This is a genomic window from Pedobacter segetis (genome assembly GCF_016623585.1).
Classification (GTDB): domain Bacteria; phylum Bacteroidota; class Bacteroidia; order Sphingobacteriales; family Sphingobacteriaceae; genus Pseudopedobacter; species Pseudopedobacter segetis.
Map to the genome: position 1 here is coordinate 114,760 of NZ_JAEHFY010000010.1, position 23,601 is coordinate 138,360.

16 protein-coding genes and 1 tRNA gene are annotated in these 23,601 nt (G+C 36.0%); 7 read left to right on the forward strand and 10 right to left on the reverse strand.

From position 1 onward, the window contains the following. Positions 1–15: 15 nt before the first annotated feature. The gene (locus I5M32_RS08655; RefSeq protein ID WP_200585828.1) at positions 16–1,887 is read left to right on the forward strand and encodes an LTA synthase family protein; all 1,872 of its coding nucleotides are present in this window, start codon (positions 16–18) and stop codon (positions 1,885–1,887) included. A gap of 3 nt (positions 1,888–1,890) precedes the next feature. Then, positions 1,891–2,475, forward strand: a complete 585-nt coding sequence (locus tag I5M32_RS08660; protein ID WP_200585829.1) for a hypothetical protein — start codon at positions 1,891–1,893, stop codon at positions 2,473–2,475. Here the strand turns inward: I5M32_RS08660 and I5M32_RS08665 are convergent. The 5 genes from I5M32_RS08665 to I5M32_RS08685 all read right to left on the reverse strand — a co-directional run bounded on the left by I5M32_RS08665 (position 2,472) and on the right by I5M32_RS08685 (position 10,118). Continuing rightward, positions 2,472–3,086, reverse strand: a complete 615-nt coding sequence (locus tag I5M32_RS08665) for a hypothetical protein (protein WP_200585830.1) — start codon at positions 3,084–3,086, stop codon at positions 2,472–2,474. The two genes, I5M32_RS08660 and I5M32_RS08665, sit on opposite strands and share 4 nt — an antisense overlap. 6 nt (positions 3,087–3,092) lie before the next feature. After that, on the reverse strand, positions 3,093–5,408 hold the full coding sequence (locus I5M32_RS08670; protein WP_200585831.1) for a family 20 glycosylhydrolase: 2,316 nt from the start codon (positions 5,406–5,408) through the stop codon (positions 3,093–3,095). A 351-nt stretch (positions 5,409–5,759) separates the two neighbouring features. Then, entirely contained in the window at positions 5,760–6,479 is a 720-nt protein-coding gene (locus I5M32_RS08675; protein WP_200585832.1) for a head GIN domain-containing protein, read from the reverse strand. Between the two features lie 53 nt (positions 6,480–6,532). Next, positions 6,533–8,185, reverse strand: coding sequence for a M1 family metallopeptidase (locus I5M32_RS08680; protein WP_200585833.1), 1,653 nt, complete (start codon positions 8,183–8,185; stop codon positions 6,533–6,535). Positions 8,186–8,255: 70 nt separating this feature from the next. Then, a complete protein-coding gene (locus tag I5M32_RS08685; RefSeq protein ID WP_234461907.1) occupies positions 8,256–10,118 on the reverse strand; it encodes a CocE/NonD family hydrolase in 1,863 nt (620 codons plus the stop codon). Between the two features lie 218 nt (positions 10,119–10,336). Here I5M32_RS08685 and I5M32_RS08690 point away from each other — a divergent pair, with 218 nt between their 5' ends. The 3 genes from I5M32_RS08690 (at position 10,337) to I5M32_RS08700 (ending at position 14,424) form a co-directional block, all read left to right on the forward strand. Further along, entirely contained in the window at positions 10,337–13,117 is a 2,781-nt protein-coding gene (locus I5M32_RS08690) for a TonB-dependent receptor (protein WP_200585834.1), read from the forward strand. Positions 13,118–13,121: 4 nt separating this feature from the next. Beyond that, positions 13,122–13,883: a GLPGLI family protein gene (locus I5M32_RS08695; protein ID WP_200585835.1), complete on the forward strand. Its 762-nt coding sequence runs from the start codon at positions 13,122–13,124 to the stop codon at positions 13,881–13,883. Positions 13,884–14,040: 157 nt separating this feature from the next. Further along, positions 14,041–14,424, forward strand: coding sequence for a RidA family protein (locus I5M32_RS08700; protein ID WP_200585836.1), 384 nt, complete (start codon positions 14,041–14,043; stop codon positions 14,422–14,424). A 66-nt stretch (positions 14,425–14,490) separates the two neighbouring features. Here the strand turns inward: I5M32_RS08700 and I5M32_RS08705 are convergent. The 4 genes from I5M32_RS08705 to I5M32_RS08720 form a co-directional block, all read right to left on the reverse strand. Continuing rightward, positions 14,491–14,562 (reverse strand) — tRNA-Arg (locus I5M32_RS08705). A gap of 12 nt (positions 14,563–14,574) precedes the next feature. Continuing rightward, the gene (gene ychF, locus I5M32_RS08710; protein ID WP_200585837.1) at positions 14,575–15,675 is read right to left on the reverse strand and encodes a redox-regulated ATPase YchF; all 1,101 of its coding nucleotides are present in this window, start codon (positions 15,673–15,675) and stop codon (positions 14,575–14,577) included. A 522-nt stretch (positions 15,676–16,197) separates the two neighbouring features. Then, a complete protein-coding gene (locus I5M32_RS08715; RefSeq protein WP_200585838.1) occupies positions 16,198–18,036 on the reverse strand; it encodes a UbiD family decarboxylase in 1,839 nt (612 codons plus the stop codon). A 91-nt stretch (positions 18,037–18,127) separates the two neighbouring features. After that, positions 18,128–18,673 carry a hypothetical protein gene (locus I5M32_RS08720; RefSeq protein ID WP_200585839.1) on the reverse strand — a complete coding sequence of 182 codons (546 nt, stop codon included), beginning with the start codon at positions 18,671–18,673 and terminating at the stop codon, positions 18,128–18,130. Between the two features lie 57 nt (positions 18,674–18,730). Between I5M32_RS08720 and I5M32_RS08725 the strand changes: the two genes are divergently transcribed. Both I5M32_RS08725 and I5M32_RS08730 read left to right on the forward strand, forming a co-directional pair. Continuing rightward, on the forward strand, positions 18,731–20,362 hold the full coding sequence (locus I5M32_RS08725; protein WP_200585840.1) for an ABC-F family ATP-binding cassette domain-containing protein: 1,632 nt from the start codon (positions 18,731–18,733) through the stop codon (positions 20,360–20,362). A 315-nt stretch (positions 20,363–20,677) separates the two neighbouring features. Then, positions 20,678–21,148, forward strand: coding sequence for a DUF4920 domain-containing protein (locus I5M32_RS08730; protein ID WP_200585841.1), 471 nt, complete (start codon positions 20,678–20,680; stop codon positions 21,146–21,148). A 171-nt stretch (positions 21,149–21,319) separates the two neighbouring features. Here I5M32_RS08730 and purL read toward each other — a convergent pair whose 3' ends face one another. After that, a complete protein-coding gene (gene purL / locus I5M32_RS08735) occupies positions 21,320–23,542 on the reverse strand; it encodes a phosphoribosylformylglycinamidine synthase subunit PurL (RefSeq protein ID WP_200585842.1) in 2,223 nt (740 codons plus the stop codon). Between the last annotated feature and the right edge of the window lie 59 nt (positions 23,543–23,601).

Genomic DNA, 23,601 nt, shown 5'->3' on the forward strand with positions numbered 1-23,601 from the left:
TACCTAATTTGCGCCATGCTTAAGAGCCTTTCTTTTTTTCTTAAATATTTTGTTTGCTGGTGTATCTTCTTCTTTCTTAGCAGGCTGTTTTTTGAAATAGCATTTTATCAAAACCTTTCCCGCATTAAATTATCAGAAATTTTACCCTCTTTTTTTTACGGTTTACACATGGATGCCTCTATGGCAGGTTATATATGTGCCTTGCCTTTTTTGCTTTTTGGGATAAGCTTTTTTATACTTAACGCCAATGCCTTTTTAAAACCCATAAAAATATACACTTTGGTTTTATTGGCGATAAGTTCTATAATCTCTATTGCAGATATAAACATTTACAGAGAATGGGGCACAAAACTAAATTACAGGGCTTTAGAATTTCTTTTTTCATCGCCATCAGAAGCATTGGCTTCTACTGCATCTTCACCCATATTATTGAGCATAATTGCAGCAGTTATTTTACTTTTTTTGGGTGTTTTATTGTTTTGGAAGTTTGTTTTTAAAACACATTATCACCAAAAGAAACAAAACCCTTTACTAATCAGCACCCCTATTTACCTTTTTGTTTTAGCACTTACTTTCTTAGCCATAAGAGGCGGAGTTAGCGTTGCGCCAATGAATACCAGCAAAGCTTATTATAGCCAACACCAAATCTTAAATTTTGCAGCAATAAATACCAATTGGTTTTTAATGTCTAATTTAATAGATCATCAAAAAACCAATGAGAACCCATATATCTATTATCCCCAAGATAAACTAGAAGATAAAATAGATAGTATTTACATTACCGATGACACCCTAAAAAAAGAAATATTTGCCATAGATAAACCAAATATCGTTTTTATAATAATGGAAAGCTTTACAGCCGATATTGTAAAAGAGTTGGGCGGCGAAACCGATGTAACACCAAAATTTAGCGAACTTATTAAAGAAGGCTTGTTCTTTAACCATATTTATGCAGCATCAGATCGTACGGATAAGGGCATTGTGGCGGTTATTAGTGGCTTCCCCGCACAAGCTACCCGTTCTATCATTAAAGAGAACGACAAACAAATAAAATTACCATCTATAGCAGATCAGCTGGCTAAAAATAATTATCAAACATCTTTTTTTTATGGGGGCGATACCGATTTCTCTAATTTTAGATCTTATATTCTAAGTAACCAATTTCAAAGATTGATCGATAAGAGGAACTTTAAAAAAGAAGAGTTGAAATCTAATTGGGGAGCTTATGATAATGTTACCTTAGGCAAACAGATCAAATACCTCAATAGCATTAGGCAACCTTTTTTTTCTACCTTATTAACTTTAACCAACCACGAACCGTTTCAATTGCCAGTTAAGGGTAAATTTGGAGATAACTCTGTTGAAAATAAATTTAGAAGCACCAGTTACTATGTAGATCAGGCTTTGTACCAATACATCCAAACCGCAAAAAAACAAAAATGGTATGCAAACACTATATTTGTGATCACGGCAGATCATGGGCATAGGTTGCCAAAAAATATCAATAATGTTTATGACCCAAAGAAATACCACATTCCTCTTTTAATTTTAGGTGGAGCATTAAAACCAAAATTTAAAGGGAAACAGATCCATAAATACGGCAGCCAGGTTGATATTGTTGCAACCGTTCTAAACCAATTAAATTTACCAGATACTGCCTTTAAGTACAGCAAGAATTTATTGAACCCTAAATTAAAAGGATTTGCATTTTTTAATTGGGATAATGGCTTTGGATATATTGATAGAAATATGGCAATAAGCTATGATCCTGTTAGTGAGCGTACTATTTTTAGTCAACAAAAAACTGATAAGGAAGTTTCTAAAGCAACATTATCTAAAGCAAAAGCAATGATGCAAAGTGTTTACAATGATTATCTTAAATATTAACAAATGAAATTTATTACCTCGTTCTTTTTGTCGGTTTGTTTTCTTATCCCAAATTCAAAAGCTTTTAATAAAAATCCTATTGCAGATAGTTGTAAAAACCAAGTTACCATCATCGCAGAATATCAAAGATTAAGAAGCACACATTCTACAGTTTTTCAGGGTTTTAACTTAATATTTACCAAGCAGATCAATTTAAAAAACTCTTTAGGTTTAGGCCTTGAGTATAGTAACGCCCCATTTCATGGTGATAATGGTTATAATCTTTACGACCTAAAATTTTTACCTGTTTTTGTAGATTTTAGACACAATTTTTTAACCTATAAAATACTAACTCCTTTTTTTATTACAGATTTAGGTTACACTTTTATTGGGTATGATAGGGAAAAGGAAGGTTTTCCGTTAACAAAAACCAGAATTAAGGAAGGCGGTATTTATTTAAACGGGGCTATTGGACTAAAATGCAAAATTTTGAAACGCTTTTATCCCAACGTTAGTTTTGGGTTTAAGGGTTTCCATAACTCTTTCAATAATTTAGATATTGATCCTCACGGATTAGTTTTTAGGACCGGGATAGCCATAGTAATTTAATTCTTTATCTCATTAAGATCAAAACGGTTTCCCTTTAAAAAATATCTGATGGTCTTTTTCTCGATTATCTTTTTGGATTCTTTATCATCGGGATCAAATAAGTTAAACTCCCTATACAGTTTTCCTTCTTTTACATAAAACTTATCTTTTCCACGATATTGCTTTTTGGTTTTAGTGCTTAAACTTGGGAAATCTATCTCATTCGCTTCCTTTCCTTTAAACTCATAACAAATAACTTTTGCAGATTGATACTGATCATTTGCGGTGTAGTAAATCAAAACTTCAGGGTTACCATCATCGTCCATATCTGTATTAAAAACTTCTTTTAGTTTACCATCAATGTTATTAGTAGAGGCTACCGAGAAATCATTTTTTATGGAGTCTGACCTTAAAACCAGCAAAGAAGAAGTAGAATCTGCGCCTCTTCCCCAACTGTAAATATCAAAAATCAACTCGGGGCCAACCTCTATCTTTTCATGATGTTTAAAGGGTGCTGGCAATACCATCTCTTTTTTGGGTATTACTTTTAACTTTTCTTGCTGTTTATTTCCACAAGAAGAAAAAAGTATCAACACTAAACTAGAGCAAAGAAAACTATTTAACAATTTCATTTATAATTAATTATAAAGCATTACCGATGGGATTTCAATCTTTTTACCATCAGTTCCCTTTACAGAAACCTGTAAAGTAGAACCTGGCCCATCATCAAAATATAAAACCTTTATTTTATGCAAACCCGCTTGCAAAACCACTCCTGCAGAACGCTCAAACCTAGCGTGTTTACCATCGTTATCAATGATCAATTCATCATCTATATACAAACGGCTACCGTCATCGCTGTAAAGTGAAAACTCAAAATCAGCATTCTCATTTATGTTGATGTATCCGGTAAAAACGATCCCATATTCTCTTGCTTTTCCGCTCACTTTGTTAAAAGATATTTGACTGGCCAAACCCTTCTTTATTGCCAAATTGGTATCAATTTCTAAAGTGCTTTTAAATTTACCGGGTACATAATAGTATTTTAACGCTCCCTGATTTTTATTATTTCCCGTGGTATCTGCTTTTAGCGTATCCCTATTAAATAATAAGGTAGTGGTTACCGCACTTCTTTTGCCCGATGGGGTAATTACCCTTGCTTTAACGGGGCGCATCTCTCTGCTTGGTACATTAACGGTAAAAGGCCCGGTGTACAAAGTAGTGGTTTCATTAGGCTCATAACCATCAATGGTATAATAAATTTTTGCGCCATTTACAGAGGGTTTAAAATTGAAGGTATAAGCATTACCCGCAACATTTATAGATGTGTCTTTTGCCCCTATCACTTCTGGCACACGGTAAAAAGTTTGCGTTTTATCTAACAAGGCCAAATGCCGAGGGACCCTAATCTCATTAAAATTTTTAAAGTCTTTTTTATCCAAGTTAGTCCATGCTATTTCAGAAACGGCCATTAACCTTGGTAATAGCATATATTCTATTTTATTGGTTGTTGTAAGGTATTCTGTCCACATGTTGGCCTGTACGCCCAAAATGTATTGTTGCTGGTTTATGGGCAAATCTTCTGGCGTTGGATCGTAAGCATATATTTTAGCGATCCTTCCATCACCGCCAATGCCTACGGGTTCTTGATCAGACCTGCCCTGTGTGTGATCTAAATATAATCCTGCGGTACTGGGTGTCATAATTACTTGATGATTTTGCTTTGCTGCGGTAATGCCTCCAGAAACTCCCCTCCAGCTCATAACAGTTGCATTTGGAGCTAATCCGCCATCTAAAATCTCGTCCCAACCAATAATTGATCTTCCTTTTTTATTTACAAATTTTTCTATGCGATGGATAAAATAAGATTGCAAACCATCTTCATTTTTCAGATGCTCTTTTTTAATTCTCCTTTGGCAATATGGGCAGGTTTTCCAAACCGTTTTTGGGGCCTCGTCTCCACCAATATGGATATATTTTGAAGGGAATAAATCCATCACTTCTGTTAAAACATCTTCCATAAAATCGAAAGTATGGTCTTTGCCGGCACAAAAAATTTCTGGGAAAACGCCCCATTTCTCTGCCACTTTGTAAGGCCCTGGATCATCTCCGCAACCTAATTCTGGATATGCAGCCAGCGCAGCCAGCGCATGGCCTGGCATTTCTATCTCTGGGATAACGGTAATGTACTTTGTTTGCGCATAAGCCACCACTTCTTTGATCTCTTCTTGTGTGTAATAACCACCGTACTTATTCCCATCAAACCATTGCGGCATCCTATCGTGATAATTACCTATTAAAGTTTGATCACGATAAGCACCAACAGAAGTTAATTTAGGGTATTTTTTTATATCTATACGCCATCCTTGATCATCTGTTAAATGCCAATGGAAGGTATTAAGCTTGTAGGCGGCCATTAAATCTATGTATTTTTTGATAAAATCGACAGGGAAAAAATGCCTGCAAACATCTAAATGCAAACCACGGTAAGCATATCTTGGTTTATCTTGAATATTGCACTGTGGTATTTGATGATTTTCTAGATTATTGAGATACAACTGGGTTAGCGTTTGCATGGCATAAAACACTCCTCTCCCGCTTCCTTTTATTAGAATATTTTTGCTATCGATATTTAAAGTATAAGCCTCTGAATTGGTATCTTGGCTTTGCGCCGAGTTAAACGAAATGATACTTTCTGGTGCTTGGATAAAATTTTTGGCCAACACCAGATCAATTCCTTGCTTATCCTTTACCAAGGTTTTAAAAAGCTCTGCCGTTTTTCTATCGTCATCGGTCTCATACTGCAAGGCCGTTTTTTCTGTGAGCATAAAATAACCCGATTTAATCAAAATGTTTTGTGGGGCCGGGATAATTCCCAAATTTGGGTCGGTTTGGGCAAAGGTTAAAGTGCTAACAAGCGTTAATAAAACGCTAAATAAGTATTTTAAATTCATGGTTTTGAGCGTGAATTGCGATATGCAAGAATATTGGAAAATTAAGAAAATATTTTGGAAATGAGATTTCCATGGTTTGATAGATGAGAAAAAACGATGTTTTTCTTTGGTTGATGTTATAGCAATAATTGCTGAAAATATAAATTCTATCAACTATTTGGAAGTTAATATCAAAATAAAAAAAATGAGGAAGTGGGTTGGTTAAAAACTTTAACTAACGGATAATAATTGAAAACGATGGAAAGAGATTTTTAAAATCAACATTTATTGAGTGTTAGAATATCCTGTTGGATTCTAACACTCAATTATAATAAATAATTGATTTAGTACTATCTAATAAAAATTATTGGCTTAAAGTTTAACAACCTCGCCAGAGCCCACTTTATTAACAGATAATTTCGGGTTTCCTTTATAGTTTACAGAACCAGAGCCCAATAAAGTGGCATTTAACTCTTCTTTAGAAGTAATGGAAACGTTTCCAGAACCGGCAATTTGCATTTTACTTTTTTCGCTGATTAAATCTGTGGCATTTACGTTGCCCGAACCAGAAATTGAAATATTTACCGCCCCAACCTCGCCGCTAAGGTTTATGGTGCCGGATCCACTTAGTGCAACACCAGCCGTTTGAGAATCTAAGCCGGCAGTAATTTTACCAGAACCACTTAATTGAACATCTGCACTGGCAGAAGAAAGTTTTCCATCTAAATTTATATTCCCAGAGCCAGAAAGAACCAAGCCATCTAATCTTTTTGCCGTGATATATATGGTAACCTTACCTATACCTACATTCCAATTATTAACGTCTCGCTTTAAGCGGATCCTTAATACCCCATTTTGTACGATGGTTTCTACCCTATTTAGATCTTGTGCATCGCCTTCTAAAGAAATACTTTCTTTAGCCCCTATTTTAACCATGATATTAAAAGAACCGCTTAAAGAAATCGAATGGAAGTTTTTTACTTCCCGATCATCATCCTGATAAGTAAAACGAGAACGATCAATGATTTTTGCTTCTGAACTAGGTAGGTTAAGCGCTAAAACAGCACCTAAACAAATTGCATATAATTTCATGAAAATAATATTTTTGGTTTTTTATAAGACGAACTACTTTAGAAAAAGTTGCATCAGTTCTTCAGAATTTTTTGATTTATATAAAAATCCCTTGTTACTTTTAGATCATCAATGGCTTGTTGGGTGTTTAAAACTTTCCATTTATCTGTGGGATAAATAAATCCCTTTTGTCCTTCCAATTTTACCGGCATATCAAAGCCTTTTACATCGGCCTGCCATTTATATTCTATTTTACCACCGTTCTGTTTAAATTCTAAAATTGGGATACTGGTATATCTTAAATATTGATCAAATATTTTGGTAAGGTTTAAACCCGATTTTTTATTGATATAGCCAACTACTTCTTTGGTATCTGTTGTTTTTTTGCCGAAATTATTGTTCAAACCCATTAAAATAGAACGCCATTTCTCATCATCATCGATTATTGTCCTGATGGTATGCAACATATTGCCACCTTTATAATACATATCGCCACTACCTTCTTTATTTACGCCATAAGGTGCAATAATTGGCGCATCATTAACAATATTTTTTCTGGTACCTATCACATAATCTATCCCTGCTTTTTTACCATAAAAATACTCGGTAAACAAACTTTCGGCATAATTGGTAAAGCTTTCATGTATCCACATATCGGCAATATCTTTTGAAGTGATGTTATTTCCAAACCACTCATGCCCGCTCTCATGTACGATGATGAAATCCCATTTTAACCCCCAACCCGTACCCGATAAATCTCTGCCCAAGTAACCATTTTCATATTTATTCCCATAGGCAATGGCACTTTGGTGTTCCATTCCCAAATGCGGGGTTTCTACCAATTTGTAACCATCCTTATAAAAAGGATAAGGGCCAAACCAATGTTCAAATGCTTCTAACATTCTTTTTACATCTGTAAATTGGGTTTTAGCTTTTTCCAAGTTTTCTGGCAACACGTAATAATCAAGCGTTAGATTTCCTTTCAATCCTTTATAAATATCATTGAAATGGGCATAATTTGCCGCGTTAACGGCGATGTCGTAATTATTGATGGGGTTTACCACCTTCCAATCATATTTGGTAAAACCGTTTTTTAAATCGGTTTTACCTACCAAACGCCCGTTAGAAACATCCATTATATCATCAGGGACGCTGATGCTGATCAACGCACTATCTACTTCATCTGCTTGTTGATCTTTGTTTGGCCACCAAATACTTGCGCCAACTCCCTGGCAGGCCGTAGCGATCCAATCTTTATCGCCATCATGTTTTGTAAAAACAAAACCACCGTCCCAAGGTGCCCTTTTGGCTACGGTCGGTTTACCCGAGTAATAAACCTCAAAACTATCTCGCTCCCCTTTTAAAATTTCTTTTGGGAAGGTTAAAAAAACGGCATTAAATTCTCTTTTACCTTTTAATTCTTGATCATGATAGCTGATTTTATCTATGTTTAGGTTATCGAATAAATCAAATTGCAGGGTTTTAAAAGTTGTTGCGGCGGTAAACCTAAAAAGATTGCTGCCGCTGATGTACCTTTCTTTTGGGTCTATCTTAACATCTAAATGATAATAATTGATGTCATAACAAGTACGATAAGGCGATTTGTTGCTACCCCTCAAACTATCAGCTCTAGTAAAAGTTGCCTTTTTCTCTAACAATTGGGCACAACTGTTTAATGAACTGGCAATTAAACCAATGAAGATAATGATGAGGATGATATTTTTCATTTTTTAATTTGTAGGTACAAATAATGGTTACCCAATTAAATTAATTAGGCACCCCGAGGTTTGCATCTGCCTATTTTATAACATTAAACTCTATGGTACTGTTGTTAAACACTTTATGGGTTTGTTTTTGGAAATCCTTTTCATCTGCTTTATAGATATTGGGCACAAATGTTTGCGGATTTCTTTGAATTAATGGGAACCAAGTACTTTGGATCTGTACCATAATGCGATGTCCTTTTTTAAAAGTGTGTAAAATATCCTGCATCGGGATATTTATTTTGGTTTCTTGATTGGCTACCATGGGTTCTGCTTTATCAAAACCATCCCTAAACCTGGCCGGCATCACTTCTGAGCGCACCATTTGCCAATAATTGCTTAAGGTTACATTTTTGTTGGGCATATAAGGGTTATTTGGCTCATCTGCAGGATATACATCGATTACTTTAACCACCCAATCTGCATCTGTACCCGTTGTACTCACATTTAATTTTGCCAAAATCTCTCCACCAATGGTAATATCCTTATCTAAAACCTCGGTTTGGTAAACCAAAACATCTGGTCTTCTGCCTGCAAAACGTTGGTCTTCGCTCATGTAACCAAAAGGGGTAAATGCAGTTGTTGCCGTAATATCGTTTGTGTAAGGAACGGGTTTCATTGGGTCGCTTTCAAAAGATCTTGCACCATATTCCATGGTCGAGATTTCTGATAAGCCACCTGTTAAATTAAGCGAATAAACTTTTTTCTCGGTATTTTTTGCTGGCCATTGATCAAAAGTTTTCCATTGTTTAACACCCGTATCAAATAGATAAGCTTCTGGTAAGCCAGAATTTTTATCGCCAGATCCTTTTAAGAAATGATAGAAAAACTTTGCCTCTATGTTTTTTTGGTAAAAAGTAGCAATGCTATCTCCAAAATAAATATCGCCATGCATGGTATGGCCTGTCTCACGGCTCCATCTGCCATGGCCAAAAGGGCCTTCTACAATGGTATTGTAAGCATTAGGGCTGCTTTTTTCTATCGTTTTATAAATAGCTAAAGGGCCACGTAGATCCTCAGCATCATACCAACCGCCAACACTCATTACTGCTGGTTTTATATTTTTAAGGTGTGGTAAAAGGTTACGCTTTTGCCAAAACTCGTCGTAATTGGGGTGGTTAACCGTTTCTTGCCAAAAGAAATTATCGGCATAATATTTATCCATATTTTTTAACGGCCCTAGATCCATCCCAAACTGGTAACCATCTTTGGTTTTAGGATCGATCATATTGTACCAAGCTTTGGTGGTGGTATCTGTTTTTTGGATCCCAAAAACCGGGAATGTAAATAAATAGGCTTGGATAAAGGCACCGTTGTGATGAAAATCATCGAACCAAAAATCAGAGATTGGCGCTTGTGGCGTAGATGCTTTTAAGGCCGGATGGTTAGAAGTTAAACCTGCAGCCGTATAAAAACCAGGATAAGAAATGCCCCACTGCCCTACCCTGCCATTATTGTTCGGTACATTCTTGATCAGCCAATCAATCGTATCATAGGTATCGGACCCTTCATCCACATCTTTTTTCGATTGCTTATTATCTATTTCAGGTGTCATGTTTGTCCATTGTCCTTCGCTCTTCCACCTACCCCTTACATCTTCATAAACAAAAATATAACCTTCTTTCATCATCGTTTCTGATGGGCCGATGCTGGTTTTATATTTATCCTCGCCATAAGGTGCAACACTATAACAAGTGCGCTGCATCATAATAGGATATTGTTTGTTTTTAGAAGCATCTTTAGGGATATAGATAGAAGCAAAAAGCTTTATACCATCCCTCATGGTAATATATTTCTCAATTTTATTGTAATTCTCTTTTACATAGTTAGAATTGCTTTGTGCATTGGCTAAAAAAGGTAAGCATGCAAGTATCAAACAAATAAATCTTTTCATCATAATCTTGTGGTGTTAATTAACTAAGGTAGGAAACATGATCTTAAAATTTATAAGCAATTGAATATATATTATAAAAATTACATAATACTTTGTTTACAACGCATTGATCGCCTTTAAATATAGAATATGTTATAAAATGTTAAAGTTTAAATTTTATTTTCGAGATTAATATTATTTCAACACCTTTACCTAAATATTTAGTTAATCATCTAAACCACATGAACAAACATCTACTTAGCCTGCTCATTGTTTTTTCTTCATTTTATTTGGCAAAGGCCCAAAGCGCTAAAATATTGGGAGTTGTGCGAGATAGCACAGATAATATTATGCTTACAAACGCTTCTATTAATGTTTTACAAGCTAAAGATTCTATCCTGGTAAGATTTACAAGGGCAAATACAGATGGGAAATTTAACATCGAAAACCTAAAACCTGGGGATTATCTATTGTTAATTACCTATCCCGATTATGCAGATTATATTGAAAATTTTTCTTTAGCAGAAAACCAAAGCAAAAACTTTGGAAACATAAACCTGCTTTTAAAATCAAGGTTATTGCAAGAAGTTATTTTTAAAGGAGAAGCTGTACAAGTGAGGGTTAAGGGAGATACAACAGAGTATGATGCCAAGACTTTTAAGGTACAACCAAACGCAAAAGTAGAAGATTTATTAAAACAATTACCTGGCATACAGGTAGATAAAGACGGGAAAATTACGGCCCAAGGGCAAACAGTAACAAAAGTATTGGTAGATGGTGAAGAATTTTTTGGGGATGATCCCACGCTTGTTACCAAAAATATCCGTTCTGATATGGTAGATAAAGTTCAGCTTTATGATGATAAAAGCGAGAACGCCAAATTTACCGGGATTGATGATGGTGTGAAAAATAACACCATCAACCTAAAGTTAAAAGAAGACAAAAAGAAAGGCTTGTTTGGTAAAATTGATGGGGGCATTGGTAACGATGGTTATTATACCTCACAAGGTTTGCTCAATTTTTTTAACAACAAAAAGAAGTTTTCTATTTACAATACCATTGGGAATACTACCAGAACAGGTTTGGATTTTAGAACTGCCCAAAAGGCGGGTGTGGGAAGTATGAATATTGATATCTCTGACGATGGTAGCGTAAGCTACTATTTTGGTGGTGGCGATGCTTTTTCAAACCAGAATTTTTATGGGGAAGGTGTTCCTAAAATCATTAACAGCGGTGTGCATTTTGAAAACAAGTGGAAAGAAGATAAACATAGCATAAATGTTGATTATAGATATGGAAGACTAAATAACTTAGGTTTCAAAAACGATCTAAACCAAAACAACTTGCCTAATAAGACTTTAACAAACGCTAACAACCAAAACTTTGATAACCTGTTAAACCAGCAAAAAATAAACTTGAATTATGAATTTAAGATAGATACCTCCTCAAACATCAAGCTTACTCTTGGTGATACCTATAAAAAGAACAACGATTTTGAGAAAACCATAACTTCTGGTTTCAATGATGTAAATAATCAAAAAATAAACGATGGTAGCAGAACTTTTGACAATCAAAATTCTAACAATAATTTAAACACCTCTTTATTTTACGGCAAAAAATTTAAAAAAATTGGTCGCACCTTAACTTTTAGATTTAACCAATCTTATTTTAAGAATAAATCTAACGGGATCTTAAAATCGACCAATAATTTTTACGATGCTAACAACCAGTTAGATAGCTTGGATATCATCAATCAGCAAAAACTGAACAACCAAGTAGGTGAATCTTATAAAACCAGTTTAACTTTTACAGAAAAACTCACAAAGTACCTATCAGTATCTACCAATTATGATTTTGCGCTCAATAATGTACGTTCAAAATTAAATTCTTTTAATGCAAATGGTGCCGGAGATTACGTAAACCTAGATTCTGTTTTCTCTAACAATTTAAAATATGATGTAACCACGCACCAAGGTGGTTTATCTTTTGGCTTCAAAAAAGAAAAAACCAATTTAACAATTGGCTCTAAAGTGGCTTTCTCTAATCTCAAACAAAATAATTTAGCTATCAATGATGAGTTTAAGCGTAATTTCATAAATTTTGTCCCTTCCTTAAATTATCAATACAGTTTTAGCAAGCAAAAAGCTTTTAGGTTTACCTATAATGGAAACACCAAACAGCCCAATATTAACCAATTACAACCCGTTTTAAATAATAGCAATCCGCTTTATATTACATTAGGGAACAAAGATTTAGATATTGCTTTTACACATCGTTTTAATATTAATTATAATTCTTACAAAGTATTAACAAGCAAGAACATCTATCTCTACGGTTCTTATAGTTTTACAAATAACGATATCGTTAATAACGTAACCACCAATGATAAAGGAGCAAGCGTTTCTAGCTATACCAATCTAAAGAACGGCAAAAGCACAAATAATTTTTATTTTGGTGGAGCAATTGGTGGTAAATTAGGAAAATCAAAAACCTATTGGGATATAGGCTTTTCATCGAACGGAAATACCTATTACAACATCATCAATAATAAATTGAATAACAATCACAGTTATTTTTTATCACCAAGGTTTAGTATCAATAGATATGAAGATAAATTCGGTTTCTATGTCTCGGTTGAACCAGGATATAATATCAATAAATCATCATTACAACCTTTGCAAAACGCCAATGGCCTCAATATTAACTCTAGTGGAGAGATTTCTTATCAACTACCTAAAAAAGTGACCATTGCATTAAGTTACAATTACCAATTTCAAGAAAAAACCGTTGCTTTCAATAATAACTTCGATAAGTTGATTGTTAATTCCTCTATCTATAAAACTTTCTTTAAAAACGACAATCTAAAACTTGAAATCTCTGGTAACGACCTTTTAAACCAAAATATTGGCTTTGAGAGAAATGCGAGCGGAAATTACATCTCACAAACTACATTTAATAATATCCAAAGGTATTTCTTAACCACTCTATCGTGGGATTTTTCAAAATTCGGCACTAAAAAATAAGCACATGAAAAACACTTTATATTTATTCATCGTAGGGCTGTTCATCAACATCTGTTCTTCCCGGGCACAGTTTGCGCACTTTACCAATAGTGGCGTGATCGAGTTTGAAAAATCGGCAAATATGTTTGCCATCTTAAAACCAAAAAACGGAGATGACAACCTATGGCAAAAAGAGTTCTACGAGAAGTATATCAGCAACCAACCACAGTTCAATAAGTTTAAATCCAAACTATATTTCAATACAGAAAAATCGTTGTTCGTCCCTAATCAAGAAGATAACAACAACGCCAAAGGTGGTTATTATGCAAATGGGGTTGTTCAAATCAACGAGGTAAGCACCAATTTTAAAACAGAAAGATTCACAACCAAAAAGAAAGTGTTCGAAGAAGATTTTTTGGTAAAAGATACTCTGCGGAAAATTGATTGGAAGATCACCTCCGAGCTTAGGAACATTGCCGGTTACAATTGCAGAAGAGCAAACGCGATCATCATGGATTCTGTTTATGTAGTTGCGTTTTATACCGATCAGATACCGGTTTCTGGCGGCCCAGAATCGTTTACGGGTTTACCCGGAATGATTTTGGGCGTAGCTTTGCCCTATGAACACATTACCTGGTTCGCCACAAAGGTAAACGATATGCCTGTGCCAGAAAAAGATTTGGCACCACCAATAAAAGGTAAATTGATCACTTTAAAAGGCTTAAAAGAAAAGGTTTTAAGCACCGGCGATTATTTAAAAGAAAGTTTAAAAGCGTTTTTGCTGTAAAATAACCAGGGCGTTTTAACACGCTATCCACTCATACGCCACGGGCATTATCCCCAGGCCGGTATCCGTTTCTATCGTTAACGCCTTATAAACGTGGCATATATTTTTTGAAATCTTTTTTAAAATCTTAATTTGCCGCCTTAAATCAAAATACAAAATGAACCAAAGAAAAAACTATACAACCGGAAGCGAATGGGAAGAGATAATAGGTTATTGCAGAGCAGTTAAAGTTGGCAATACCATAGAGATCGCCGGTACAACCGCCACAAAAGATAGCGATGGAAACAACCTGACCACCTTATTTGACCAAACAAAAGCAATTTTAGAGAAACTTAAACAAGTTTTAATCGGTGCGGATGCCTCTTTAGAAAACGTAGTGCGCACCAGAATGTTTATTACGGATATTAGCCTTTGGGAGCAGGCCGCAAAAGCGCATGGTTTATTCTTTAAAGATATAAAACCCGTTACCACAATGGTAGAAGTGCGAAAACTTATAGATCCAGATATGCTGATCGAAATGGAAATGACCGCTATATTGTAGGTTAAAATAGAATTATCTGTCATGCTGTCCGCCAACTGGCGGACGGAATGACAAATATCAAAAAAGTGCACCCGACAGGAATCGAACCTGTACCGTAAGAACCGGAATCTTACATTCTATCCATTAAACTACGGATGCAATATTTAAAAACTAAACGTTAAACCTAAAGTGCATAATGTCGCCATCTTCTACCACATAAGTTTTACCTTCTACTCCTAATTTCCCTACCTCTTTACAGGCATTTTCAGAGCCGTAATTTACAAAATCATTGTATTTAATTACCTCGGCCCTAATAAATCCCTTTTCAAAATCAGAATGGATAACCCCGGCAGCCTGTGGCGCAGTAAAACCTTTTGTGATTGTCCATGCCCTCACTTCTTGTACGCCTGCCGTAAAATAAGTATATAGATCTAATAGCCTATAAGCCGCCCTTATCAATTTTGCCACACCAGATTCTTTTAAACCTAGATCATCTAAAAACATGGTTCTTTCCTCGTAATCTTCTAATTCGGCAATTTCAGATTCTATTTTAGCAGAAATGATCAAAACTTCGGCATTTTCATCCTTTACCGCTTCTTTTACTAAATCTACATATTTATTACCGGTGTTAACAGATTTCTCATCCACGTTGCAAACATAAAGAACAGGCTTAACGGTTAGCAAACTCAAGTCTTCTATAAACTCTAGGTCATCTTCAGAAATCGGCGCAGTTCTGGCAGATTTCCCTTTTTCTAAATGATCTTTAACTAAAGATAAAACCTCAAAAGTTCTTTTAGCATCTTTATCGCCACCAGTCTTGGCCATTTTTTCTACCTTTTGGATACGTTTAGAAACGGTATCCAAATCTTTAAGCTGCAGTTCTGTATCAATTATTTCTTTATCCCTAATTGGATCAACAGACCCATCAACATGGATCACGTTATCATCCTCAAAACATCTTAAAACATGGATAATAGCATTTGTAGCCCTAATATTGCCCAAAAATTGATTTCCCAAACCTTCCCCTTTAGAAGCACCTTTTACCAAGCCGGCTATATCTACGATCTCGATATTATTTGGCACCACTTTTAAAGGTTTTACCAATTCGGCAAGTTTTGTTAAACGATTATCCGGAACGGTAATTACACCAATATTGGGTTCTATGGTACAAAAAGGGAAATTGGCAGCCTGTGCCTTTGCATTTGATAAACAATTGAAGAGCGTAGATTTTCCTACATTTGGTAATCCTACTATTCCACATTGTAAAGCCATATTATATCTCTATTTGAATATTAAACGATTTGAGGATTTGAACACAGATCAAACCTTTTTTCGGGCGCAAAGATAGGTTTTAAGATTTAATTTTTCTTTGGTTGTTTATTTTAACCACAGAGAATACAAAGGTTTTTCACAGAGATAACAGAGATTGATGGTTTTTTTAGCTTCATGTACCTTCATTCATCAATGTTTAAGAATTTTTAACCGCAAAGAACCCAAAGTTCACAAAGCTAGATCGGTAAAATTCTCGCAATTGAAATCTTGCTAATCTTTAAATCCTGATTCAGACTATTTTAAACCGCAAAGAACCCAAAGTTCACAAAGCTAGATCGGTAAAATTCTAACAATTGAAATCTTGCTAATCTTAAAATCCTTTAAATCCTGATCCAGAATATTTTAAACCGCAAAGAACCCAAAGTTCACAAAGCTAGATCGGTAAAATTCTAACAATTGAAATCTTGCTAATCTTTAAATCCTTTAAATCCTGATTCGGGGAATTTAAAAAAAAACAATCGGTTAAACCCCAAATAAACTCCCACCTTTTTCAAACATCGCATTTACTTTTTCTTCTATTTTGGCATCCATAATTAATGGCGGGGCATGATGCGGTTTTACCCTAGCATCGATAATCAGTGGGCCATTGCAACCCCAATGTTTATGCTCTATAAAACTATTGATCCCAAAAACATCATGAGAAGGGTTGCTTCTTGTAAAAGTTACCCAAACAAAATTATTCATGCTTGCAGCCGTAAATGCCGCATCATCACATAAAATGATCAAGGGCAAACCTTGCAAATCCTCGGCTTTTAAGGCCTCATTTAAAGTTTTTATTTCTTGGTCTGTTTGTAATTCTTCCTGATATTTTGGTAATTCTAATGCTAAAACCCCTGGCATTACCATTCTATGATTTTTTACGCTTTCTGGCAGTAGAATATTTTTAGGAAAGGCATCTAATAATTCCCTTTTCTTATCTCCGGCCACGGTAATGGCAACTTTAGAACCCGCATTCAAATCAGAACCGCTATAATCTAAAGTATCAATAGTGGTTTTGGTATAAAAATGAAGATCACGGGTTAAATCTACACGTTGCAAAATATGCTGCATAAATCCATAAATATCATAAATGTTTAGATCTGGGTTGTCTTCCTTGGCACAAATGAATAGATACTTGGCCAAGCTCAGTTGGTTTTTACCGAAGATATGGTTGGCAATGGTGATGATTTCTTGAGGCTTTCTACCTTTTAAATAAGGCGTATATCTTTCGCTACCGATCGCAAATAATAGTGGGTGTACACCTGCCGCATCTACCGCATTTACGGCATGTAAACCCGGTATTTCCTTAGGGATGGCTGCACCCGTAATCTCGTGGATCAATTCACCAAAACTGGTATCTTCTTGCGGTGGCCTGCCAACAACCGTAAAACTCCAAATGGGGTCTTTTTTATGGTAAACGTTATGCACTTTCAGCAATGGAAAAGGATGTTTTAAGCTGTAATAACCCAAATGATCCCCAAAAGGGCCTTCGGGTTTGTTGGCCATTGGCTCTACCGTTCCTGTAATCACAAAATCGGCATCTGCCGAAAGGCAAAAACCTTCATCGTCATAAAAATATCTAAAACGTCTGTTTCCCAAGGCACCGGCAAAAGTCATTTCTGATAAGCCTTCTGGCAAGGGCATTACCGCAGCCAAAGGATGCGAAGGTGGGCCACCCACAAAAATACTCACTTTAAGCGGCTGGTTTTTTGCGTTTGCTTTGGTTTGATGAACACCAATCCCTCTGTGAAGTTGATAATGGAGCCCAATTTCTTGGTTCATGATATAATCGTTTCCGGCCAACTGGATGCGGTACATCCCTAAATTGGCGTTCATGATCCCTTTTTTATCTATATCTTCTGTATAAACTTGGGGCATTGTCACAAACGGACCGCCATCCATTGGCCAATTTACGATCTGTGGAATATCAGAAATTTTACATTTGGCAAAATTAATTGCTGCCCCACTCTTACCAACTTTCATTGGCAAGGCAGAAAGTGCGGTTAAAGAAACCGAAGCATATTTTAAGGGATTTTTAACCGCTTTTATCGGGTCGTTTTTTAAATCAACTAAAGTTTTTATTTTGTCGAGGCTATCCCTAAACATAAATTTACTGCGTTCTATAGTCCCAAAAAGATTAGAGACAGCAGGGAATTTACTCCCTTTAATGTTTTCAAAATAAAGGGCAGGGCCTTGCTTTTCATAAACCTTTAAATGGATGGCAGCTGCTTGTAAATATGGATCAACCTCTTCCCTAATCCTAATTAAATGACCATGCTTTTCAAGATCATTAACGCAATTTCTTAAACTTTTATAGCCCATCAATCAAAGAAATATTAAATAAGGAAAATTGTTTGTAATCAATGCCATTTTTAAAAAATACGGTGCAAAATAAGCATAATGTTACGCCAATTTATTTCATCATTTTCAAAATCTTTTTGCTCCTAGAGACCAAAGCCGCAGAACCACTCAAAAGCTTCTGCTCCAATATTGCTACAAGTTCTTCCTTAACCCAATCAAAATTAGGCGAAAGCTGAAACAAAATTTCCATAGCATTCGCTTGTACAGCAACCGGAGTTTTTGGGTTTAACAACCACTCAAAAGTGATGGCTAAAACATTTTCAAAATCATCGGGCTTAAGCCCATAAAAATCTATATACTCGTTAGAAGACAAACGCATTATGATTTTTGTAAAATGTCTTTGAACGCTATCGTTATTAACATCGGGGTAAACCCTGATAAAGTCTTTGGCATACGGAAGAAAATCTTCTGGAGAAAACCCTTCTGCATATTCTAAAACCCATGCGGCCCTAAAAGCGATTTGTTTATCTTTATGGAAGCATAGCCCCAACAAATCTTGATAAGAAATTTGACCATCACAGGTTTCAAAACCCAAATTCATAATATCATCTACCGAATGATTATTTTTAAGCTCAATTTCTAAATCTTTTTTATTCATCTGTTTACAATCTATCCATATTTATTTTGAACGATAAACCCTACCTTTGCATCAATTATGATTACAGTTTCAAATTTATCATTACGTTTTGGAAAACGTACACTTTTTGAGGACGTTAACCTCAAATTTACACAAGGGAATTGCTACGGCGTTATCGGGGCAAATGGCGCAGGGAAATCTACGTTTATGAAAATATTGGCTGGCGAGGTTGACCCAACCAGTGGTTCGGTTAGTTTTACGCCCGGCGAACGTATGGCTGTGTTAAACCAAAATCATTATGAATTTGACGACAATACAGTTTTAGAGACCGTTATGATGGGATGGAAAGAGCTGTACAGCATCATGAAAGAAAAGGATGCCATCTACCTAAAAGAAGATTTTTCTGAAGCTGATGGTATTAGAGCAGGCGAGTTAGAAAACACTTTTGCAGAAATGAACGGCTGGAACGCCGAAAACGATGCAGCAACGCTACTAAGCAATCTTGGGATTACAGAAGATAAACATTATAAACTCATCAAAGAATTAGATGGTAACGAAAAAGTGAGGGCATTATTGGCACAGGCACTTTTCGGTAATCCGGATATTTTGATCTTGGATGAGCCAACCAACGACCTTGATATTGAAACCATCGGATGGCTAGAGAATTTCTTGGCAGATTATCAGAATATTGTTCTCGTTGTTTCTCACGATAGGCACTTTTTGGATACCGTTTGTACGCATATTGTTGATATAGATTTTAGCAAAATGAACATTTATACCGGTAATTACAGTTTCTGGTACGAGTCTTCTCAATTGGCATTAAAACAACGATCAGACCAGAACAAGAAAGCGGAAGACAAGATCAAGGAATTACAAGAGTTTATCCGTCGTTTTTCTGCCAACGCCTCCAAATCTAAGCAGGCAACATCCCGTAAAAAGGCTTTGGATAAAATAAATGTAGATGAGATCAAGGCATCTAGCAGAAAGTACCCCGCAATTATGTTTAACCAAATGGCTAGGGAAATTGGCGACCAAGTTTTACAGGTAGAAAACCTAACAAAGGTTGCCAATGGCGAAACCTTGTTTAAAAACATCAGTTTTACCATCGCAAAAGGCGATAAGGTAGCCCTGTTATCCCAAAACTCATTGGCTACTACAGCTTTGCATGATATTTTAGCGGGAAGGGATACAGATTTTACCGGCGAATTCAAATGGGGCGTAACCGTAGTCCCATCGAGTTTACCTATTGATAATCACGAATATTTTGACGGTAAAGATGATAATTTGGTAGATTGGCTAAGGGAATTTTCTAAAGAAGAAAAAGACGAAACCTTTATCAGGAGTTTTTTAGGCAGGATGTTATTCTCTGGCGAAGAGGTTTTCAAAAAATCTAGCGTACTTTCTGGAGGAGAAAAAATGCGCTGTATGTTCTCTAAAATGATGTTGGAAGCACCAAACCTTTTACTGTTTGATGAGCCGACAAACCATTTAGATCTAGAATCTATCACAGCGCTAAACAACGGAATGAAAGACTTTAAAGGGGTAATATTATTTACCTCACGCGATCATGAACTAACAGAAACCGTTGCTAACCGTGTAATAGAAGTAACGCCCAAAGGTGTTTTGGATAAGCTGATGGATTACGATGAGTACATCAGCAGCGATGCAATAAAACAACAAAGATTGGAGTTATACGGAGAACTGGTTTAGTTTTTTTGGAAGAAATAATTTTTAAGAATCAAGAAAAAAGAGGCAAGAATTAAGAGTTAAAACCTTTTTTGAGTGGCAAGATTAAAGAGCAAAGATTAAAGACCTTGCTAAGTTGTAGAATATATAGGTTTCAGAAATTTTTATTTGGGCGTTCGGGCGGGCTATACGTTTTATCTTTTTTGAGAAAAACAAAAAAGGATATCACTTCTATCCCTAACGCAAAAAAATTCAATATCTTTTTCTAAAAACATTAATTTTACTGTCATCCTGGGCAGGGTCGAAGGATAACAAACTAAAAACTATCAAACTAAAATTATGATAAAATTCTTTCAAACATTTGCGGTGGTTTGCCTAATGGCATTTACCGCTTTCGCACAAGAGCCAGTGAGTGCGGCAAAAGGCGTAACTTATGGAGAAAAAATTGATGCCAAAAATTTAATCCCTGTAAACGGATTAAGTGCAAAAATGGGGAACAATGATATTCTTGCTGCAAAGATCTATGGCACAGTTACAGATGTTTGTACCAAAAAAGGTTGCTGGATGAAACTTGATAATGGCGATGGCACAACAACCATGGTAACTTTTAAAGATTATAAATTCTTTATGCCAAAAGATATTGTGGGTAAAAAAGTAGCTTTAGATGGCGTTTCTAAACAAGTGCTTACCTCTGTAGCAGAGCAAAAACATTATTTGGAAGATGCCGGGAAATCTAAAGAAGAAATCGCCAAAGTTACCAAACCAAAAAAAGAGATCAAATATGAAGCTAAAGGGGTTTTAGTTTTGTAGGAGATATATTTATTACTTCTGCCTATAACCAACTTGTTTCAGTAACACATCATAAGCTTAGGTGCTGCATGGAAACCTATAATAGGAGATACCGAAATAAATTCGGGATGGTAAAAAAGCCTTCGATTCTAAAAATTGAAGGCTTTTTTGTTGTATGGTTGATTAGGAATATTACTCTCCTAAAATGTTATGTAAAACATTATCAAAAGTATGGGTAGCTTCTTTAACACCAATAAAAGCTTCTTCATCAATAATTATATCGCCATTATTTACAGTTCCCAATAAACTAAAATCTGTATCTACGGTTGCCAAAAACTCTACAAAGGCTTCTTGATCTTCTGGAGACACCGAAACCACAACCCTACCTTGAGCCTCGCCAAAAAGGAAAGCATCTTTTCTTAAATCGCTATCTGTCTCAATCTCAAAACCTAAACCATTTGGCATGGCAGATTCTAATAAAGTGATGTACAAACCACCATCAGCAACATCATGAACAGATTTTACCAATTTATTTAAAATCAATTGCTTGATCACTTGGTGCATCTCGTATTCCTTTTCCAAATCGAAATATGGAGCAGGAGATTTAGAGATTTTATGATAAGAAGCTAGGTATTGCGATGAAGCAATATCATTCTGACTTTCGCCAATCAAATAAATTAAATCACCTTCCTTTTTAAAATCTAAGGTCATCATGTTTTTAACATCATCCATCACACCTAGCATCCCTATGGTTGGCGTTGGAAAAACCGGGCCCTCATCTGAAGATTGATTGTAAAAAGAAACGTTACCACCTGTAACCGGTGTTTCAAATTTGGTACAAGCAGCACTCATCCCTTTAATGGCGCCAACAAACTGCCAATAAACTTCTGGAATATATGGGTTTCCGAAATTTAAGCAATTGGTGATGGCTACTGGCTCGCCACCGGCACAAGTGATGTTTCTGGCGGCTTCGGCTACGGCAATGGCACAACCTTTCTCTGGATCGGCGTTTACGTAACGAGAATTACAATCAACGGTTAAAACAATAGCTTTATCTGTATTTTTTATAGAAACAACGGCAGCATCACTTGGTTTATTGGTAGTCATTGTGGCCGTTCCCACCATAGAATCATACTGGCTGGTAACCCATCTTTTTGATGCGATATTTGGATGTGATGTTAAGTGCTTTGCCACTTCCCTTAAATCTTTTGGCTCTTCAACATCATCTATATTAAATTTCTGATATTCTTGGTAATACGCAGGTTCTTTATATTCACGGGTATAAACAGGTGCACCGCCACCCAAAACTAAATCATCTGCCGGCACATCGGCAACCAATTCGCCGTTCATATAATATTCTAAACGTTTGGTATCGGTAACTTCGCCAATGATGGCACAATTTAGGTCCCATTTATCAAAAACGGCTTCAACCAAGGCTTCTTTTCCTTTTTCAACAACAATAAGCATTCGCTCTTGAGATTCTGACAATAAAATCTCGAAAGGCAACATATTTTGCTGGCGGGTTGGCACTTTATCCAAATCGATACGCATCCCATGTTCGCCTTTGGCACTCATTTCTGAGTTAGAACAAATAATACCTGCCGCTCCCATATCTTGCATCCCGATAACGGCACCTGTTTGAATTACCTCTAAAGAAGCTTCTAATAATAATTTTTCTTGGAAAGGGTCGCCAACCTGTACCGCCGGTAAATCATTAACAGAATCTTCTGATATGTCTTTAGATGCGAAAGAGGCACCATTTATCCCATCCTTGCCAGTTGCAGAACCTACAATATAAACCGGGTTGCCAACTCCATAAGAAGTTGCAGAAGCGGTTTCCCCTACTTTTACGATCCCTGCCGACATTGCATTTACCAACGGATTAACATGGTAGCACTCATCAAAGAAAACTTCGCCACCCACGGTTGGGATACCGAAAGCGTTGCCATAATCTCCAATCCCTTTAACCACACCTTTGATCAACCACTGTGTTTTTGGATGGTTGATATCGCCAAAACGTAGGGAATTTAGCTGCGCAATTGGCCTTGCTCCCATGGTAAAAATATCACGGTTTATACCCCCAACACCTGTTGCAGCACCTTGGTAAGGTTCTAATGCCGATGGATGGTTGTGGGATTCTATCTTAAAAACACAAGCTATGCCATCGCCTAAATCTACCATTCCGGCATTTTCTTCCCCGGCCTTGGCCAACATCCTTGGCCCGTCTTTAGGTAATTTTTTTAGCCAGTTGATAGAGTTTTTGTAAGAACAATGCTCGCTCCACATCACAGAAAAGATAGAAAGTTCTGTAAAGTTTGGTGTTCGCCCTAAAATTTCTTTTATCCTATCGAATTCTTCTGGTCTTAAACCTAATTCTTTTGCGGTATCTTGGGTGGTTAATTGTGTATTTTCCAATTTATGTTAAGTATATTTGAATAATTTTCAAAGTTAAAAATTCAAATCAGTTAGCGAAA

What these genes read in the sequence shown, in the direction of transcription:
- I5M32_RS08655 (WP_200585828.1), top strand. Translation starts at nt 16, where the DNA reads ATGCTTAAGAGCCTTTCTTTTTTTCTTAAATATTTTGTTTGCTGGTGT.
- I5M32_RS08660 (WP_200585829.1), top strand. Translation starts at nt 1,891, where the DNA reads ATGAAATTTATTACCTCGTTCTTTTTGTCGGTTTGTTTTCTTATCCCA.
- I5M32_RS08665 (WP_200585830.1), bottom strand. Translation starts at nt 3,086, where the DNA reads ATGAAATTGTTAAATAGTTTTCTTTGCTCTAGTTTAGTGTTGATACTT.
- I5M32_RS08670 (WP_200585831.1), bottom strand. Translation starts at nt 5,408, where the DNA reads ATGAATTTAAAATACTTATTTAGCGTTTTATTAACGCTTGTTAGCACT.
- I5M32_RS08675 (WP_200585832.1), bottom strand. Translation starts at nt 6,479, where the DNA reads ATGAAATTATATGCAATTTGTTTAGGTGCTGTTTTAGCGCTTAACCTA.
- I5M32_RS08680 (WP_200585833.1), bottom strand. Translation starts at nt 8,185, where the DNA reads ATGAAAAATATCATCCTCATCATTATCTTCATTGGTTTAATTGCCAGT.
- I5M32_RS08685 (WP_234461907.1), bottom strand. Translation starts at nt 10,118, where the DNA reads ATGATGAAAAGATTTATTTGTTTGATACTTGCATGCTTACCTTTTTTA.
- I5M32_RS08690 (WP_200585834.1), top strand. Translation starts at nt 10,337, where the DNA reads ATGAACAAACATCTACTTAGCCTGCTCATTGTTTTTTCTTCATTTTAT.
- I5M32_RS08695 (WP_200585835.1), top strand. Translation starts at nt 13,122, where the DNA reads ATGAAAAACACTTTATATTTATTCATCGTAGGGCTGTTCATCAACATC.
- I5M32_RS08700 (WP_200585836.1), top strand. Translation starts at nt 14,041, where the DNA reads ATGAACCAAAGAAAAAACTATACAACCGGAAGCGAATGGGAAGAGATA.
- ychF (WP_200585837.1), bottom strand. Translation starts at nt 15,675, where the DNA reads ATGGCTTTACAATGTGGAATAGTAGGATTACCAAATGTAGGAAAATCT.
- I5M32_RS08715 (WP_200585838.1), bottom strand. Translation starts at nt 18,036, where the DNA reads ATGGGCTATAAAAGTTTAAGAAATTGCGTTAATGATCTTGAAAAGCAT.
- I5M32_RS08720 (WP_200585839.1), bottom strand. Translation starts at nt 18,673, where the DNA reads ATGAATAAAAAAGATTTAGAAATTGAGCTTAAAAATAATCATTCGGTA.
- I5M32_RS08725 (WP_200585840.1), top strand. Translation starts at nt 18,731, where the DNA reads ATGATTACAGTTTCAAATTTATCATTACGTTTTGGAAAACGTACACTT.
- I5M32_RS08730 (WP_200585841.1), top strand. Translation starts at nt 20,678, where the DNA reads ATGATAAAATTCTTTCAAACATTTGCGGTGGTTTGCCTAATGGCATTT.